15 protein-coding genes, 3 tRNA genes and 1 pseudogene are annotated in these 17043 nt (G+C 68.8%); 10 read left to right on the plus strand and 9 right to left on the minus strand.

The window, feature by feature from the left end; all coding sequences use genetic code 11:
* Positions 1-7 precede the first annotated feature (7 nt).
* The 4 genes from lpdA to KQ297_RS04700 form a co-directional block, all read right to left on the minus strand.
* Positions 8-1456, minus strand: coding sequence for a dihydrolipoyl dehydrogenase (gene lpdA / locus KQ297_RS04685; RefSeq protein ID WP_259738394.1), 1449 nt, complete (start codon positions 1454-1456; stop codon positions 8-10).
* On the minus strand, positions 1453-2331 hold the full coding sequence (locus KQ297_RS04690; RefSeq protein WP_259738395.1) for an RNA methyltransferase: 879 nt from the start codon (positions 2329-2331) through the stop codon (positions 1453-1455). The genes lpdA and KQ297_RS04690 overlap by 4 nt, the downstream gene beginning before the upstream one ends.
* On the minus strand, positions 2306-2470 hold the full coding sequence (locus tag KQ297_RS04695; RefSeq protein ID WP_370593410.1) for a hypothetical protein: 165 nt from the start codon (positions 2468-2470) through the stop codon (positions 2306-2308). Before KQ297_RS04695 ends, KQ297_RS04690 begins: the two co-directional genes overlap by 26 nt.
* A 158-nt stretch (positions 2471-2628) precedes the next feature.
* A tRNA-Leu gene (locus tag KQ297_RS04700) sits at positions 2629-2712 on the minus strand.
* A 185-nt stretch (positions 2713-2897) separates the two neighbouring features.
* On the opposite strand from KQ297_RS04700, the gene murA reads away from it, so the two are divergent.
* The 5 genes from murA to KQ297_RS04725 all read left to right on the plus strand — a co-directional run bounded on the left by murA (position 2898) and on the right by KQ297_RS04725 (position 7492).
* Positions 2898-4199 (plus strand): UDP-N-acetylglucosamine 1-carboxyvinyltransferase, encoded by a 1302-nt coding sequence (gene murA / locus KQ297_RS04705; protein ID WP_259738396.1) that lies wholly within the window; start codon positions 2898-2900, stop codon positions 4197-4199.
* A gap of 29 nt (positions 4200-4228) precedes the next feature.
* Positions 4229-4310, plus strand: a tRNA-Leu gene (locus tag KQ297_RS04710).
* A 74-nt stretch (positions 4311-4384) separates the two neighbouring features.
* Positions 4385-5572 carry an aspartate aminotransferase family protein gene (locus KQ297_RS04715; protein WP_259738471.1) on the plus strand — a complete coding sequence of 396 codons (1188 nt, stop codon included), beginning with the start codon at positions 4385-4387 and terminating at the stop codon, positions 5570-5572.
* Positions 5573-5603: 31 nt separating this feature from the next.
* Positions 5604-6899, plus strand: a complete 1296-nt coding sequence (locus tag KQ297_RS04720) for a folylpolyglutamate synthase/dihydrofolate synthase family protein (protein ID WP_259738397.1) — start codon at positions 5604-5606, stop codon at positions 6897-6899.
* A complete protein-coding gene (locus KQ297_RS04725; protein ID WP_259738398.1) occupies positions 6896-7492 on the plus strand; it encodes a pentapeptide repeat-containing protein in 597 nt (198 codons plus the stop codon). The genes KQ297_RS04720 and KQ297_RS04725 overlap by 4 nt, the downstream gene beginning before the upstream one ends.
* Here KQ297_RS04725 and KQ297_RS04730 read toward each other — a convergent pair.
* From KQ297_RS04730 to KQ297_RS04740, 3 genes are read right to left on the minus strand one after another with little or no spacing between them, the layout of a single operon-like run.
* A complete protein-coding gene (locus KQ297_RS04730) occupies positions 7473-8975 on the minus strand; it encodes an FAD-binding oxidoreductase (protein WP_259738399.1) in 1503 nt (500 codons plus the stop codon). The genes KQ297_RS04725 and KQ297_RS04730 overlap by 20 nt on opposite strands.
* Positions 8976-9024: 49 nt before the next feature.
* Positions 9025-10347, minus strand: coding sequence for an amidohydrolase family protein (locus KQ297_RS04735; RefSeq protein WP_259738400.1), 1323 nt, complete (start codon positions 10345-10347; stop codon positions 9025-9027).
* Positions 10341-10790, minus strand: a complete 450-nt coding sequence (locus KQ297_RS04740) for a DUF4359 domain-containing protein (protein ID WP_259738401.1) — start codon at positions 10788-10790, stop codon at positions 10341-10343. The genes KQ297_RS04735 and KQ297_RS04740 overlap by 7 nt, the downstream gene beginning before the upstream one ends.
* 42 nt (positions 10791-10832) lie before the next feature.
* Here KQ297_RS04740 and KQ297_RS04745 point away from each other — a divergent pair.
* Positions 10833-10905, plus strand: a tRNA-His gene (locus KQ297_RS04745).
* Positions 10906-10949: 44 nt separating this feature from the next.
* Here KQ297_RS04745 and KQ297_RS04750 read toward each other — a convergent pair.
* A pseudogene (locus KQ297_RS04750) lies at positions 10950-11888 on the minus strand (DUF1611 domain-containing protein); the annotation flags it as partial.
* A gap of 71 nt (positions 11889-11959) precedes the next feature.
* A complete protein-coding gene (locus KQ297_RS04755) occupies positions 11960-13084 on the minus strand; it encodes a dipeptide epimerase (RefSeq protein ID WP_259738402.1) in 1125 nt (374 codons plus the stop codon).
* Between the two features lie 34 nt (positions 13085-13118).
* On the opposite strand from KQ297_RS04755, the gene miaB reads away from it, so the two are divergent.
* The 4 genes from miaB to KQ297_RS04775 are packed head-to-tail and all read left to right on the plus strand — an operon-like array spanning position 13119 to position 16955.
* Entirely contained in the window at positions 13119-14543 is a 1425-nt protein-coding gene (miaB, locus tag KQ297_RS04760; RefSeq protein WP_259738403.1) for a tRNA (N6-isopentenyl adenosine(37)-C2)-methylthiotransferase MiaB, read from the plus strand.
* Positions 14544-14593: 50 nt separating this feature from the next.
* Positions 14594-15712, plus strand: a complete 1119-nt coding sequence (locus tag KQ297_RS04765; protein ID WP_259738404.1) for a D-alanine--D-alanine ligase family protein — start codon at positions 14594-14596, stop codon at positions 15710-15712.
* Entirely contained in the window at positions 15709-16119 is a 411-nt protein-coding gene (locus tag KQ297_RS04770) for a hypothetical protein (RefSeq protein ID WP_185466006.1), read from the plus strand. The genes KQ297_RS04765 and KQ297_RS04770 overlap by 4 nt, the downstream gene beginning before the upstream one ends.
* On the plus strand, positions 16116-16955 hold the full coding sequence (locus KQ297_RS04775) for a cell division protein FtsQ/DivIB (RefSeq protein ID WP_259738405.1): 840 nt from the start codon (positions 16116-16118) through the stop codon (positions 16953-16955). Before KQ297_RS04770 ends, KQ297_RS04775 begins: the two co-directional genes overlap by 4 nt.
* Positions 16956-17043: the final 88 nt, after the last annotated feature.

The following is a 17043-nucleotide window of genomic DNA, read 5'->3' on the forward strand; positions in this document are numbered from 1 at the left end:
GCTCTCCTCAGGCCAGGGCCCCGGCCGCCTGCTTGTAGGCCACTTCCACCACTTCACTCAGGGTGGGGTGGGTGTGCACCTCGTTGGCCAGCTCACGCACGCTCTGGCGGCGGGCCACGGCATTGGCGATCTCCTGGATCAGGTCGGCGGCATGCAGACCGTAGATGTGGGCGCCCAGCACCTCACCGCTGGAGCGGTTGAACAAGAGTTTCATCAGACCGTCGCTTTCCAGTTCCGCCAGCGCCTTGGAGTTGGCTTTGAAGTAGCTGCGCACGAGACCCAGCTCAAAGCCCTCGGCGGCAGCCTGCTCCCTGGCCTCGGCTTCGCTCAGCCCCACCGAGCTGATCTCGGGATGGGTGAAGGTGGCCGCCGGGATCGAGCGGTAATCGATCAGGCGCTGATGACCCAGGATGTTGTCCACCGCCACGCCCCCCTGGGCGGCGGCAGTGTGAGCCAGCATCATCTTGCCGGTCACATCGCCCACAGCCCAGAGGTGCGGCACGGGGTTGCCATCCACCATCACGCGCATGGCCTCATCCACTGGAATGAAGCCCCGGTTGGTGGTCACGCCGACGCTCTCGAGATTGAGATCCTTGCTCACGGGCACCCGGCCGGTGGCGACCAGCACCGCATCCACCTCCAGGGTCTCCACAGGCTCGCGGCTGGCCATCTCCACCAGCTCGATCCGCACCGGTGATCCCGGGGTCACCGTCTTGGCCAGCACCCCGGAGCGGGCGTCGATGTCGCGGCCGTCAATCAGCCTGCGGGCTGCGATCTTGGCGATGTCGGGATCGAAGGTGGGCATCACCCGATCGAGCGCTTCGATCATCGTGACCTCACAGCCGAGGGCCGTGTAGACGTCGGCGAATTCCAGGCCGATGTACCCACTGCCGATGATCGCGATCCAACGGGGCAGCCACTCGAGGCTGATGGCCTCGTCGCTGGTGAAGACCGTGCGGCCGTCGGTTTCGATCCCGGGGGGCACGAAGGGATCGGAGCCTGTGGCGAGGATCACATCGCGGGCGGAATACACCCGCTCGATGCCGCTGGCTTCCCGCACCGCCACCCGCTGGGATCCCTCCAGCCGGCCCTTGCCCCGCAGGATCGTGGCGCCCGCTCGCTCCAGCGTCTTGGTGAGGTTGGTGCGGATCGTGGTCACCAGCTGGTTGGCGTGGTCGGCGATCTTCTGGCGCTCGAAGCGCACCGGAGCCGCATGGATGCCGAAGCCGCGCAGGTGCTCGGCATCGGCCAGCTCCCGCACCCGGCCGCTGGCGGCCAGCAGGGCCTTGGAGGGCACGCAGCCACGGTTGACGCAGGTGCCGCCCATGTCGCGCGATTCCACGATCGCCGTACGCAGGCCATGGTCGGCAGCATGCTTGGCGGCGTCGAAGCCGCCATAACCGGCACCGATCACGATCAGATCGAAATCAAAGTTGGCTGCACTGGCGTCGCTCACCTGGGCTGCTGCGGTTGTTGTCCGGCATTCTCCCCCGTCAGCTGACGCCAGCGCTCCAGCAGCAGCGGCGCCGCGGCCACCGCCACATTCAGGGATTCCACCGCCCCGCTGTGGGGGATGGTGACCTGATGGCTGCTGGCCGCCAGCAACTCCGGGGCCAGCCCGGAGCCCTCGTTGCCTAGCAGCAGCACCGTGGGGCGGGTCCAGTCGAACTGCCAGTAGGGCATCCCGCCGGCCACCACCGAGGCCACCACCTGGGCACCCACCGAGCGGGCGGCTTCCAGGTGAGGCAGCAACTGCTCGAGCCGGCGGCAGGGCAGCGCCAGGGCCGCGCCGGCGGAGGCACGCAGCACCTTGGGCTGCCAGGGATCAGCCCCCTCCGCCAGCCAGAGCTCCTCCACGCCCGCCGCCAGGGCAGTGCGCATCAAGGTGCCGAGGTTGCCGGGATCCTGGAGGCGATCGAGCGCGAGCACGAAATCGCAGCGAGGGCGAGGCGTCGGCTCCGGCCACGGCAACGTGAGCACCACCCCATCGGGGTGGGCGGTGGTGGCCACCGCCTCCAGCACCGGCCCTGAGACGGGCTGCAGCACCGCCAGAGCCCCCGGATGGGCCACCAGCAGTGGCCGGTGGCGCTCGATCCAGCTGGGACTGGCCAGCAGTTGCCGGGGCTGCAAGCCCAGACGCAGGGCTTCTTCGAGCAGATGGGTTCCCTCCAGCAGCAGCAGCCCCTGGTCCCGTCGGCCACGGGGCTGGTGCAGGGCACGAAAGCGTGCCACCAGAGGATTTCGGCGGCTGGTGATCAGCCCTGGAGCCGGCGAGAGCGGGGCCTCAACGGACGCTCCGCTGGGCTCAGAACGTCTGTCGGCGGCGCACATGCATCGGATCCTTGATCAGAACACCGGACTCCTCCAGATCGATGCCGCGTATCGAGGCCACCTCTCCCTCGATGCCCTCACTGCTGAGGTTCTCCACCAGACGACCCATCACGATGTCTTCGATGGTGGATTCATCCATGCCATCAGGGGTAAGACTCTCCAGAAACTTGCCAATTTTCTTGGCGACGACCTCAGACGAGTTCGTGATCTTGATGACAATCATTGGTGAGGCGCCACCACGGTTGAAAGCACTGCCCCGGCAAGGGGCGTGAAGGGAGGGCGTGGGCTGAGGGAAAATGCGGATGGGGAGACTTGAACTCCCACGACATTGCTGCCACTAGTACCTGAAACTAGCGCGTCTACCAATTCCGCCACATCCGCTGGCGTGCCGCCGAAGCGACCGTGGAACCTTAAATCACGGAGGGGCGCACCGACCAGCGAAAGACCCCTGCAGAGGCAACGGTCAGGCAGACTTGCGACCAACCATGACAGTTCCTCGTGCGGACGCCTAGACGGTCGCCGGCTTGGTTGCCAAGATTCCGTGACCAAAAGTCGGACCGAACGCCATGACCCTGACCGTCGCTCCGACACCCACCGCCGTGCTCGCTCCTCAGCTGGAGATCAGTGGTGGCCGTCGGTTGTCCGGCGAAGTTCGGGTCAGTGGGGCCAAGAATTCCGCCCTGGTGCTGATGGCGGCCTGCCTGCTCAGCCGCGACACCCTTCGTCTGAGCAACGTCCCCCCCCTCACCGACATCGCCGCGATGGGCGAGATCCTCGCCGCCCTCGGTGTGCAGGTCCGCCGAGGGCTCGACTGGGTGGAGCTCGACGCCAGCCACCTGAGCCTGTCGACTCCTCCCTACGAGCTGGTCAACAGCCTCAGGGCCAGCTTCTTCTGCATCGGCCCCCTGTTGGCACGCATGGGCATCGTCAAGGTGCCTCTGCCCGGTGGCTGCCAGATCGGCTCACGGCCTGTCAGTGAGCATGTCAAGGGCCTCAAGACCCTCGGAGCCCAGGTCAGCATTGAGCATGGAGTGGTTTCGGCGGCGGTGCCGGGCCGCAGTCAGCGTCTCAGCGGCGGTCGCATTCACCTGGAATGCCCGAGTGTCGGCGCGACCGAAACCCTGATGATGGCCGCTGCCCTGGCCGAGGGTGAAACGGTGATCGAGAACGCTGCACTTGAGCCTGAGGTGGTTGATCTGGCCGGCCTGCTCAATGCCATGGGGGGGAGGGTCCGCGGTGCTGGCACCCCCACGATCGTGATTGATGGCGTGGATCGCCTGCACGGGGCCGATTACGCCGTGATCCCTGACCGCATCGAAGCCGGCACCTTCCTGCTGGCTGCCGCCATCACCCGCTCGGCCCTGAGGGTCACCCCTGTGATTCCCGATCATCTCGGCGCCGTGCTCACCAAACTGGTTGATGCCGGCTGCGAGCTGATTCCCGACGGCGAGGGCATGACGCTGCGCGCCGAGCACATCCAGGCTGTCGACCTGCGCACCCAACCCTTCCCAGGCTTTCCCACCGACCTGCAGGCCCCGTTCATGAGCGTGCTGGCCACGGCCCGGGGCACCAGCATGGTGGTGGAAAACATTTTCGAAAATCGTCTGCAGCACGTGGCTGAACTGCAACGGATGGGCGCCGACATCCGCATGCAGGGGAACACCGCCCTGGTGGAGGGAGTGGCCAGCCTCAGCGGTGCTCCTGTGCAGGGCACCGACCTCCGTGCCTCGGCGGCGATGGTTCTGGCGGGACTGGCCGCCGATGGCATCACCAACGTCCGCGGTCTGGAGTTCCTCGACCGTGGTTACGCCGATTTCGAAGGCAAGCTCAACCGCGTCGGCGCTTCGATCCGGCGCGTCGAGCCCTGAAGCTCCTCCCCACGTAAAGTCGCCGTCGCGGGAGCGTGCCGGAATTGGTAGACGGACTCGACTCAAAATCGAGCGCCCTCGGGCATGTGGGTTCAAGTCCCACCGCTCCCATCAGCCTGGCTCACCCCAGTCAGTCAGCCCTGAAATCCCAACCGCCCGTGGCACCCAGCTCAGCCTCGGCGGTGATGGACACCTACGCCCGGCTCCCTCTCGAGCTGGTCAGGGGCCGCGGCGTGTGGGTGTGGGATCAGCAGGGTCGGCGATATCTCGATTGCGTGGCCGGCATCGCCACCTGCACCCTCGGCCACAGTGATCGGGTCATGCGCCTGGCCCTGGGCAGGCAGTTGAGGCGCCTGCAACATGTCTCCAATCTCTATCGGATTCCTGAGCAGGAGGAACTGGCCCGCTGGATCGTGGGGCGCAGCTGCGCCGATCGGGTCTTCTTCTGCAATTCCGGCGCCGAAGCCAACGAAGCGGCCATCAAGCTGGCCCGCAAGCATGGCCACCAGGTGCGGGGGATCGAGCGCCCGCTGATCCTCACCGCTCAGGCCAGTTTCCATGGCCGTACCCTCGCGGCGGTGAGCGCCACCGGCCAGCCCAAGTACCACCAGGGCTTCGAGCCGATGGTGGAAGGGTTCCACTTCTTCCCTTACAACGACACCGCCGCGTTCGAAGCCCTGCTGAGTCGCAGCGAGGCCGACGGTCCCCGGGTGGCGGCCGTGATGCTGGAGCCCCTGCAGGGGGAGGGGGGCGTCAATCCTGGAGATCCGGCCTTCTTCCAGCGGGTGCGCCAGCTGTGCGATCAACACAGCATCCTGCTGATCTTCGACGAGGTCCAGATCGGAATGGGCCGCAGCGGCTGCCTCTGGGGCTACGAGAAGCTGGGCGTCGAGCCCGATGCCTTCACCACGGCCAAGGGACTGGGCGGAGGCTTCCCGATCGGGGCCCTGGCGGTGAAGCAGGCCTTCGATCATTTCCGTCCAGGCGACCACGCCAGCACCTTCGGGGGCAACCCCCTGGCCTGCCGCGCCGCCCTCACCGTGGCCCAGGAACTGGAGCGGCGTCTGCTGGTGCCCCACGTGCAGCGCATGGGCGAGCTGCTGCAACAGCTGCTCGCGGAGCTGGTGAGCCGCCACCCCCAGTTGCTCGAAGGGGTACGCGGCTGGGGGCTGCTCCAGGGACTGGTGCTGCGCCCGGAGGCTCCCACCGCCCCCCAGATCGTGCAGTCAGCCATTGAAGTGGGCTTGCTGGTGGTGCCCGCCGGTCCAAGGGTGGTGCGGCTGGTACCGCCCCTGGTGATTCAGCCCCGCCAGTTGCGGCAGGCGGTGGCGCTGCTGGAGCAAGCCCTGCTGGCGATCAGCGCGGGCACCTGAATCGAGGCGGCCACTGACTGCCTTCAATCCGGTGCCGGCCATCGATACGTTCGCCGACCTGATCGAGCCCTTCAGCCGCCGCGGTGTGGATCTGGGCCTGGAGAGGATGCGCAGCGCCCTGGCGGAGCTGGGCCATCCCGAGCGCCGCTTCCCGGCCGTGCAGGTGGCGGGCACCAACGGCAAGGGATCGATCTGCACCCTGGTGCACGCAGCCCTGCTGGCCAGTGGCCTGCGCGCCGGGCTTTACACCTCTCCCCACCTGGTGAGCTGGTGCGAGCGGATCCAGCTGGGGGACGGACCGATCGACGCCCAAGAGCTGCGCCAGCTGCTGAGCGACCTGCAGCCCCTGGCCCGGCGCCACGATCTCACCCCCTTCGAGCTGGTGACCCTGGCGGCCTTCCAGGCCTTCGCCGAGGCAGGCCTCGATCTGGTGGTGCTGGAGGTGGGCCTGGGGGGACGACTGGATGCCACCACCGTCCATCCCGAGCGCCAGGTGCTGGGATTCGCCGCGATCGGCATGGACCACTCCGAAGTGCTCGGCTCCACCATCGCGGCCATCGCCGCCGAGAAAGCGGGGATCTTCACCCCGGGCAGCCTGGCGGTGAGTGGACCCCAGCAGCCGGAAGCCGCGGCGGTGCTGCACCAGCGCGCCCTGGAAAGCTGCAGCGACTTGCACTGGGTGGAACCCCTGGCCATGGCCGAAGGGGATCTGGTGGCAGGCCAGCTGCGCTGGCGCAGCGGCCTGCCCGGCCTGGTGCAGCGCCACAACGCCGCGGTGGCTCTCGGCCTGGTGCGGGCCCTGCGCCAGCGGGGCTGGAGGATCCCCGATCAGGCCATCGTTGAGGGTTTTGAGCGGGCCCGCTGGCCGGCGCGGCTGCAACGGGTGCGCTGGCAGGGACAGCCCCTGCTGCTGGATGGGGCCCACAACCTGCCGGCCGCGGAAGCCTTGCGGCAGGAACTGGATCAGGGCGGTGCCGCTCAAGGCGGACGGTGCTGGCTGCTGGGGGTTCTGGCCAACAAACCAGCGCCTGAGATGCTCCGGGCCCTCCTGGCTGCAGGCGATCGGGCCTGGCTGGTGCCGGTGCCGGAGCACCCCTGCTGGTCGCTCGAGCCGCTGCTGGAGGCGGCACCCGAGCTGACGGGGCGCCTGAGAGCGAGCCCCTCTGTGGCTGAGGGCCTTGCGGCCGCAGCCACCGGCGCTGGAGGCCAGACGGTGGTCGTGGCGGGATCGCTCTATCTGATCGGGGCCCTGATCAGATCGGGCACATTGCAGGATCCGCAGCGATCCGGGGGAGAGTGGAGAGAGAACCCCACGGCAGCGCCATGACCCCCGACACGCGCTCGAACCAGCCCCATGGGGCGGACCACCGGCGCGGCTGGCCCGGGGTCCTGCCCTTGCTGGTGGCGCTGGGGCTGCTGGTCACCGCGCTGCTGGCAGGACCCTGGAGCCCACCCGCCCTGGCCCTCGACACCAGCACAGGAGTGGGATTACAAGATCGCGCCCTGTTCCAGGACCGGGTCGATTTCACCCTCACCAACCAGGACGGCAAGGATTTCAGCGGACAGCAGCTGGCCAACACCTCGTTCGCCGGAGTGATGGCCCGTGATGCCGATTTCAGTGGCGCCGACCTCCACGGATCGATCCTCACCCAGGCCGCCTTCCTGCGCTCCGATTTCAGTGGCGCCGACCTCTCCGATGCCCTGATGGACCGGGCCGACTTCAGCGGCACCAACCTGAGCGGAGCCCTGCTGAGGGGCGTGATCGCGGCTGGCAGCAGCTTCAGTGGTGCCGTGATCGATGGCGCCGACTTCAGCGACGCCCTGCTTGATCGCTCCGATCAGCGGGCACTCTGTCTGCGGGCCAAGGGGACCCATCCGCTCACGGGGGTGAGCACCCGCCTCAGCCTCGACTGCGCGTAGGCCGCTCGCTCCAACCCCGCAACTTGCCGGGATTGAGCAGGCCGGCCGGGTCGTAGGCCCGCTTGGCCGCCACCTGGTCCGCGTCGATCACCCCCAGACCCCCGTCCTCCACCGTGAGTACGTGGGGGTTGAACAGGAAGGCCCCCAGCTGCCGCGCCTGCTCCATCAGCTCCAGCAGTGCCTCGGTGCCGCGCCAGCGCACCAGGGGGAGAGCCGCCAACCGCTGGCTGCCCTGCTGACGCACGGCCTCAAGGTGCCAGAGCAGATCATCCCCCCAGCGCTGCTTGAGGGCTTCGAGCGCCGGGGCCTCCGGCTGGGGGAGGAGCATCTGCAGATAGGTCCAGCTGGGGTCGTGGGCCCGCATGTGCAGGGTGGTGTGGTTCCAGCAGAGTTCCCGCAGGGGCAGGCCGCGGCTCCCCTGCTCCGGCGCGCTCCAGACCAGCCGTCCCCCCATGGAATCGAGCAGCGTCTCCAGGGGTGGCAGAGCGTCGGGTGCCGCCAGCAGCAGCAGACGATGCCCCTCGGCCTGGGGACAGACGGCAGGCACCGGGTCTGAACCACCCTGCTGAGGCTGACCGTGTCCCCCTGGGCAGGGCAGGCGTCGCGCCACGGCCTCCTCCAGCAAGCAGAGGCTGTTCAGGAGCAGAGCAGTGGTGGGCAGGGTACGGATCGCCGCCAGTGCCGCCGTCCAGCTGCTGAAGTCGACCACCAGCTGGTGCCAGGGCACCGCAGCGGCCGTGGCCACGGTCACGGCCGTGAGGATGCCGTTGCTGCCGTAGGCATGGTTGAGAGGAGCGCTGGCCCTGGCATCGAGCTGCAGCAGCCGGGGCTCCGGCTCCATCGTCACCACCTCAAGTCCGAGCAGATGGCCGGGGTCCCGCAGAAAGCCCCAGCGCACCGAGCCGATGCCGCCGGATCCGCCGGCGATGAAGCCCCCCAGGCTGGCGCTGCGACGGGTGCTGGGGGTGAGTCGCAGTTCCCGCCCATGGGGAGCCAGCTGCTGGTCCAGGTCGGCCAGGAGGCAACCCGCCTCGGCGGTCAGCACTCCGCTGACGGGATCCACCTGCCGCACCCGATCGAGGCCGCTCAGGTCGAGCACCATCCCCCCGGCGAGGGGGACGCACTGGCCGTAGTTGCCGGTGCCGCTTCCCCGCACCGTCAGCGGCACCCCATGGCGGGCGCAGGCTCCCGCCACCCGTCGCACCTGCTCAAGGCTGCTGGCCTTGACCACCAGCTGGGCCAGCTTGTCGCGCAGCAGAGGCGTCAGCACGGGGGAGTAGGTGAAGAAATCCCGAGAGAGTCGCTCCAGTTCAGGGCCCGGGAGAACCAGGCTCAGGCCTTCACCGGCTGTCGACTCGGCCAACTCGCTGAGCTCAGTCACCAGCGCCTTCAGCTGGGCATCCGTGGGGGCCGCGGGCAGATCCCCGGGCAGCTGGGTGGCGACGGGCTGAGCAGGGGCCCCCAGGGCTGGATCAAGCGGCACAGAGGTGGTTGTGACGAACGGCAGACAGGGGGTCGCCCTGTCTCCCTTTCTACTCAGCCCCGCTGGCCGAAGCCGGGGCCAGCTTTTCCAGCAACGTTGCCAGTTCCGGCGGCGCCGGTGCGGGCAGCCAGTGCCCGGCGCGAAGGACCCGCCGCTGGGGAGAGCGGGCCAGCAGATCACTCCAGCTGCCGGCGGCGAGCACCACCAGATCCGCCGGCGAGCCGGGGCGCAGCACCCCGTCCCACTCCAGACCCATCAAGCGGGAGGCGGCCGTGGTGAAGGGGGCCAGCCCCTGCCGTTGCCAGGGGGCCAGGTGCGCCGCCGGAAGGGAGAAGCGCAGCAGTTCCAGCGGGTCGAAATCCCCACCCGGATGCCAGGGATCCTGAACGTTGTCACCACCCACCGCCACCGTCACCCCGGCACGCTGCAGCTGCCGGATCGGCGCCATGGGCCGCCTGGCCGGGGTGTCTTCGCCTCGGTGCCCCAGCAGCCAGAGGTTGGTGGGGGGCAGGGCCACCACGGTCAGGGCGGCTTCCGCCATGGCCTCAGCCAGCCGGCTCAGGCGAGGGGGGCTGAGCTGCGACATCGAGCAGCTGTGGCTGCAGGTGATCGGCACACCGATGCGGTGCTGCCGCGCCAGCTTCGCCACCAGGGCCACCGCTGCCCCACCGCCATCGCCGCTTTCATCGACGTGCAGATCGACCGGTACTCCCAGGCTGTCGGCCAGCTTCAGCAAGGCCAGGAGTCCCCTGCCATCGTCGCCGCTGGGGGCCAGGGGGGCGCCCAGCACGCCCCCCAGCAACACCGTTCCCCGCGGGGCGCGGCTGACCAGGCGCCGGGCCAGGGCCGCACCAGCGACGGTCCCCCAGTGCCGCACCGGTACCAGGGCCACCAGTTGCAGCGCCAGCCGGGACATCCAGCGGCCCTGCAACTGCAGCAACCCCTCCCATCCAGGCTCGGCTCCGGGACCAAGGCTGTCGATGTGGCTGCGTATGGCCCGCAATCCGTGGCGCCAGGCCCGCTCCAGGGCTCTCTCACCCCGCTCCAGCACCTGCTCGACGCTGCGCTCCTGGTGCTCGTCCTGGTTGGCCGCCAGGGCCCCCTGCATCGTGCCGGAGAGATTGGGGTGGCGCTCCCAGCTGAAGGCCTTGTCGAGGTGGGCATGGGGCTCCACCAGGGGGGTGAGTGCCAGCGGCAGCAGCTCCCCGGCGGCCCGGGGGTGGGCTTCGATCGCCGTGATCCGTCCGTTCTGATGGCGCAGGCGCACGGCCAGCAGGCCGCCTGCATCCGCCGGGGGGAGATGGTGGAAGATGGGGTCGATCAGGCCACGGGGCAGCAGCAGCGGCGGCAGGGACCCGGCCGCGCTCACCACGGCCCGCCATCAGCGGAGGCACTCTCGGAATCGTTGTCGCTGGAGGTGCTCAGGATCCTGAACCGGCCCGCTGCAGCCAGGGTGAGCACGCGGTAGAGGGGCAGCTCCAGGAACGGCAACACCGAAGGACCACCGATCTGGGTGCGGTAGATGCTGAACAGTCCGAGGTTCCGCCGCTGGGTGTTGCGCAGGGCCAGGCGCCCCAGCACCTTGCTCTGGCTGCGGATCAGGTCCGGGCAATTCTGGATCGCCAGCTTCAGGGGCATCGGCAGGCGATTGGTGCAGACCTCCTCCACAGCCAGCTCCGCCAGCTGGTCACCGGCGAAACTCTCGAACTCCTCGGGTCCAGGGTTGGTGAAGGCCAGGGCCATCCCGGTGACCCCTGTGCCCACGGCCAGAGCGGTGCACCAGCGGGCGAGGCGAAGCGAGGGGGCAGGCCGCAAGGAGAGAGTGCAAGGCTGGTTGATACATTGGCAAAGACCACGGCGGGCGTAGCCAAGTGGTTAAGGCAGCGGCTTGTGGCGCCGCCATTCGGGGGTTCGAGTCCCCTCGCTCGCCCTCAATGAGGCCAGCAGCCAATCGGCTGCTGGTTCATTCCTCACCGGATCCGCACAGGGCAATCCCAGCGCGTCACCGATCTCGGCACAGGCCTGCTCAGCCCTGGCCTCAGACAATCCGTCGGTGTTCAGGGCCACGGCGCTCACCCGGGGTGGAGACCCTCCACCGGGCCGGCCAAGGGCCGCCACACCCTCCAGCACCTTGATCAACTCTTCCAGGGGAGGCAGCAGTACCCGTGGGTGCTTGTTGATGTGACTCTGGCCGGCCCGGTGGACCAGCAGCAGGGAGGTGGGCTGGCTGCCTCGGATCAGGGGCAGGGTGGCGGTGGATCCGGGGTGGCAGAGGGAACCCTGGCCTTCCACGAGGAACAGGCTGTCCTCCGTACAGGCTGGCTCTGCCGCCGCCTCCAGCAGCGCCCGCTCCACCGCACCCGCGGCATAGTCGACACGGACGGCATCGAGGGGGACACCCCTGCCGCTGATCAGGATGCCGGCCTGGCCGGTGCCCACGAAACGGCCATCCAGGCCAGCCCGCCTGGCGGCTGCAGTGAGCTCCAGGCAGGCACTCATCTTGCCCACGGCCATGTCGGTACCCACAGCCAGCACCCGCTGGCCGGGAAGGTCGGCGGCCAGGGCCGCGGCCACCTCCAGGCCAGGGGGCTCATGGCGCAGATCCCAGATCCACTGGCCGGGACCCCGCAGGGCGGCCAGGTCCGGGTCAGAGCCCAGGGGGGTGTGCAGACCACTGGCCAGGTGCAGCCCCGCCCGCAGGGCCGCCTCCAGATCGGCTTTCAGCTCCGGCGGCAACTGCCCCCCGGATGGGGCCAGCCCCACCACCGCCACCGCCGGCCGGTAGGCCAGGGCCGCCCTGAGGTCGGCGACGATCGGCACCGCCCTGGCGATGCCGGTGATGGCCTCCAGGTCAGCACCGGCATGGGCCGGATCCACCACGGCCACCACCGGACCCTGCCGGTAGCGCAGCATCGCCAGGCCCGTCTTGCCCGCGAGGTTGTCGAGGCCGCCATGGAGCAGCAGCACCACGGGTGCATCGGCGCTCAGCACGGGACGCAGGCCGTGGAAGGGTCGGGCCGCTCGATCACCCCCAGGCCGGATCGCGTGGAGGGCTGCACCCGGTCACCGTGGAGCGCGGGGCCCTCGAAGGGGTCGTCGATCAAGTTGAGATGGCTGTCGAGGTCGGGCCAGCGCACCAGCGGCAGCAACTGGGCGGCGGCGCCATTGAGCAGGGCGCTGTCGGAGTAGCAGCCCAGCATCAGATCGAGTCCCAGACGACGGGCGGTCCTGGCCATCAGCAGGGCCTCACTGAGGCCACCACTCTTGAGCAGCTTGATGTTCACGGCGTCCACATGGGGTGCCAGCCGCAGCAGGTCGGCCAGGTTCCAGCAGCTCTCATCGGCCACCAGGGGAATCGGACAGCTGAGGTCGAGGGCCTCAAAGCTGGCCGCATCGGCCTCGGGGTCGAGCTGGGCAGGGAGTGGCTGCTCCACCAGCACCACCCCCTGGTCCGCCAGCCAGGGGATCAGCTCCTGCGCCGTGGCCAGGTCCCAGCCGCCATTGGCATCCACCTGCAGCTCACTGGCCTGGCTGGCGGCCTGCTCCCGCAGCCGCCGCCCCACAGCCAGCACCAGGGCGCGGTCATGGCCTGGGCCGTCCGGGCTGCCCAGCTTCAGCTTCACCCGACTGGGCCAACAGCCGAGCCGCTCGCGCCAGCCCTCCAGCCTGGCGAGCACCTGCTCCACCGTGGCCAGGCCAAGGGTGACGCTGGTGGGGACGCAGGCCGAACGATCCAGACCCCAGAGACGCCAGAGCGGCTGGCCCAGCTTCTGCCCCCACCAGTCGTGAAGGGCCAGATCGATGGCGCAGCGGGCAGGGGGCGAGAGCGGCGCCAGCCAGGCCTCGAGGGCCTGAAACGCCGGCAGCTCGGAGGCGAGGGCCAGACCCTCGGCTGAGCTGAAGCGCGGAAGGACGGCCTCCAGTTCCTTCGCCACCGCCTCAGCGGCATAGGCCCGGTGACCGGTCTCGAAGCCGCCGGTTTCACCCCGCCCCACCAGGCCCTCATGCTCCAGTTCGAGCACCAACCGCCGCACCGAGCCAGTGCTGCCCCGGCTGATCGCCAGGGGCACCGCCTTGTTGAGCACAATCCAGCGAAGGTTTGTCTGCATCCCCCAAGTTTCGGCCATGGTCGAAACTTGGGGGATGAATGCGACCACCACCAAGGCGAGTGCCCCAGCGGCTGCCCCACAACGGCAGCAGCAGCGCGGCAGCTACTGGATCACCACCTTCGGCTGCCAGATGAACAAGGCCGATTCCGAGCGGATGGCCGGCATCCTCGAAGGCATGGGCTTTAAGCCCGCAAGCGATGAGCACAGGGCCGACCTGGTGCTCTACAACACCTGCACCATCCGCGACAACGCTGAGCAGAAGGTCTACAGCTACCTGGGCCGCCAGGCCCAGCGCAAACGGGCCAACCCCCACCTGACCCTGGTGGTGGCTGGCTGCGTGGCCCAGCAGGAGGGGGCGTCGCTGCTGCGGCGGGTGCCCGAACTCGACCTGGTGATGGGTCCCCAGCACGCCAACCGGCTGGATGTGCTCCTGACTCAGGTGGAGAACGGCCAGCAGGTGGTGGCCACCGGCGAGCACCACATCCTTGAGGACATCACCACCGCCCGCCGCGATTCCCAGGTGTGCGCCTGGGTCAACGTGATCTACGGCTGCAACGAGCGCTGCACCTACTGCGTGGTGCCTTCGGTGCGCGGCGCCGAACAGAGCCGCCTGCCCCAGGCGATCCGCCTGGAGATGGAGGGGCTGGCCGCCCGTGGCTTCAAGGAGATCACCCTGCTGGGGCAGAACATCGATGCCTACGGACGTGACCTGCCCGGCATCACCCCCGAGGGCCGCCGCCAGCACACCCTCACCGACCTGCTCCACCAGGTCCATGACGTGGAGGGGATCGAGCGGATCCGCTTCGCCACCAGCCATCCCCGCTACTTCACCGAGCGCCTGATCGATGCCTGCGCCGAGCTGCCCAAGCTCTGCGAGCACTTTCACATCCCCTTCCAGAGCGGCGATGACGCCGTGCTCAAGGCCATGGCGCGTGGCTACACGGTGGAGCGCTACCGCCGCATCCTCGAGCGGATCCGCCACCGAATGCCGGACGCGGCGATCAGCGCCGATGTGATCGTGGCTTTTCCGGGCGAAACCGACGTCCAGTTCCGCCGCACCCTGACGTTGATCGAGGAGATCGGCTTCGACCAGGTGAACACCGCCGCCTACTCGCCGCGGCCGGGCACCCCCGCCGCCGACTGGCCCGATCAGCTCAGCGAGGCGGTCAAGGTGGAGCGCCTGCAGGAGCTCAATGCCCTGGTGGAGCGCACGGCCCGCGAGCGCAGCGCCCGCTATCTGGGGCGCATCGAGCAGGTGCTGGTGGAGGGCAGCAACCCCCGGGACCCCAGCCAGCGGATGGGCCGCACCCGCACCAACCGGCTCACCTTCTTCCCGGCCAGCGGGCCTGCCAAGCATCCAGGGGGGGTTGGGGGTCGCCCCAGCCAACCGGGTGATCTGGTGAACGTGCGCATCGAGCAGGTGCGCGCCTTCTCCCTCACCGGCATGCCGATCAGCTGAGATGAGCTGTCGCTGATACGTTTGGCGCCGACTCGGTCTCTGCCGCACCCATGCCCAGCTCACCCCGCTGCGTTGGCCTGGTGTTCGGGGGAGCTTCCGATGAGCATCCGGTCTCGATCCGCTCAGCGATCACCGTTCTTGGTGGCCTGAGGCAGGGGGCCAACCTGAAGCGCTACCAGGTGCGCCCGTTTTACATCGACCGCCGCGGCCGCTGGTGGGGCCCCGATTTGGCCGAGGACGTCCTGGCCAGCGGCGAGCCGGCCCAGGACGCGCAACTGGCGGCGGCTGGCCACCAGCCCCTGGAGAACACCGGCTTCCGCGGGCTTCCCCCCGAGGCCGTGGGCGTGGCGGTCTGGTTTCCGGTGCTGCACGGGCCCAACGGCGAGGACGGCACCATCCAGGGGCTGTTCACCCTGATGCAGGAGCCCTTCGTGGGCTCCGGCGTGCTCGGTTCAGCCCTGGGCATGGACAAACAGGCGATGAAGGCGGCCTTCGCCGCCGCAGGTCTGCCCCAGGTCCCCTACGCAGCGGTGCAGGCGCAGGAACTCGAGCAAGACACCGAGGGACTGCTGCAGCGGTTGGAGCAGGATCTGGGCTATCCCTGCTTCGTCAAGCCGGCCAACATGGGCTCCTCCGTGGGAATCAGCAAGGCCAGTGACCGCGCCTCCCTGCGGCAGGGGCTTGAGCTGGCCGCCTCCCTGGACCCGAGGCTGGTGGTGGAGCAAGGGGTGACGGCCCGGGAACTGGAGTGCGCGGTGCTGGGTCAGTCGGCCGGGGGCTGTGGCGGCCTGAAGGCCTCGGTGGTGGGGGAGATTCGCTTCTCCGCCGACTGGTACGACTACGAGACGAAATACACCGCTGGCCTCAGCTCCACCGTGATTCCCGCCGACCTGCCGCCGAGTGTCAGCGAGGACCTTCGTGCGATGGCCCTGCGGGCCTGTGCCGCCGTGGCGGCCGAGGGGCTGGCCCGGGTGGATTTCTTCTACGACGAAGCGGCGCAGCAGTTGTGGTTGAACGAGATCAACACCCTGCCCGGCTTCACCAGCCAGAGCATGTACCCGATGCTGTGGGAGGCCAGCGGAGTGCCATTGGAGGATCTCGTGCATCAGTTGGTGGAGAGCGCGGGAGAATGGGACGGTGGATCATCTGAGGAGGACCTGGCGGAATGAGTCACGGCTTGCTCTGGCTGCCCCTGCTGGTGGTCTTCGTGCTGCTCACGGCCCTTGGCTGGCTTGAGCGGCGCCGTCAACGGCTCTTCCGCGACTGGGCGGCGGGATCGGAACTCTCGAAACTCGATGGCTGCGGTGCGGCACGGCTCGCCGACGGTGTCCTGACCTGGAGCACCTTCGAGGCCGGCACCCTCAAACCCCAGGGATCGTTCGTGATCAGCAAGCTCGAACTGCTGGAGCTGATGTCTCTGGGTTCCGGAGACGCTCCCCTCACCGAGGAAAGCCAGGGCAGCTGCCGGGTTCGGCTGGTGGGCGGTGGTCAGCAGAACGATGTGCCGTTCTCCGATGCCGAACGGGCCCGGCGCTGGATGGATGAGCTGATGGCCCGATCCCGTTGTGAGCTATGAGTTCGGGCCCCCAGGCGCCAGGGGTGGAGCGTCGGCGGCAACTGCGTCTGCAGCGCCGTCAGGAACGCCTGCGCAACGTCTGGAGGCTGCTGGTCTTTTCGGCGGCCGCCGCTGGGCTTGGGTACGGACTGCTGCGCCAGGGTTGGACTCTCTCCAGCCCATCCCAGGTGGAGATCAGCGGCAGCGAGCGGGTGAGCCGCGAGCAGGCGATCGCCGCCGCCGAGCTGCGCTTCCCCTTGCCCCTGCTGAACCTCGACCCCCGTCTGGTGCGCTCTGAGCTGCTGGAGGCGCTGCCGGTGGAGCAGGTGGCCGTGCAGCGACTGATCCTTCCCCCCCGTCTTCGCATCGAGCTGGTGGACCGCAAGGTGGTGGCACGGGCCGAGCGACGCACGGCCAAGGGTCCCGAACAGGGCTATATCGACCGGCTGGGTCACTGGATCAGCAGCAGCCAGCAGGCCATGGGATCCGGCGCTACCCAGCCGGAAACGACCATCCGGGTGCAGGGATGGCAGGACCGTATCAGAGCCACCCTGGTGGAGGTCATGGAGCGCCGCGACGACCTGGGCAGCCCGCTCAAGCTGATTCGCTTCGAGCCCGACGGCACCCTCTGGCTGACCACCACCACCCTGGGGGAGGTGAAGCTCGGTGAGCCCGACGGCGAGCTCAACCGTCGCCTCGATGTGTTGCGTTATCTGTCCGGTGAACTGCCCAAGCGGGTCAAGGGCCAGGCCCTACGCTCCATCGACCTGAGCGACCCGGACCAACCCGAACTGGGACTCCCTGCACCCCCAGCAGGTTCGACCCCGGCGAAACCACCCGGACAAGGGGTGGATTGACCCATGAAGGGTCGCTGATCTCAGGTTGAGCTGCAAACCCTCACCGGACCATTGCGAGAAAAACGTTTTCACGCAAAAGTGCCGCATC

This window comes from Synechococcus sp. CS-205 (assembly GCF_025128255.1).
In the GTDB taxonomy this organism is placed as follows: domain Bacteria; phylum Cyanobacteriota; class Cyanobacteriia; order PCC-6307; family Cyanobiaceae; genus Regnicoccus_A.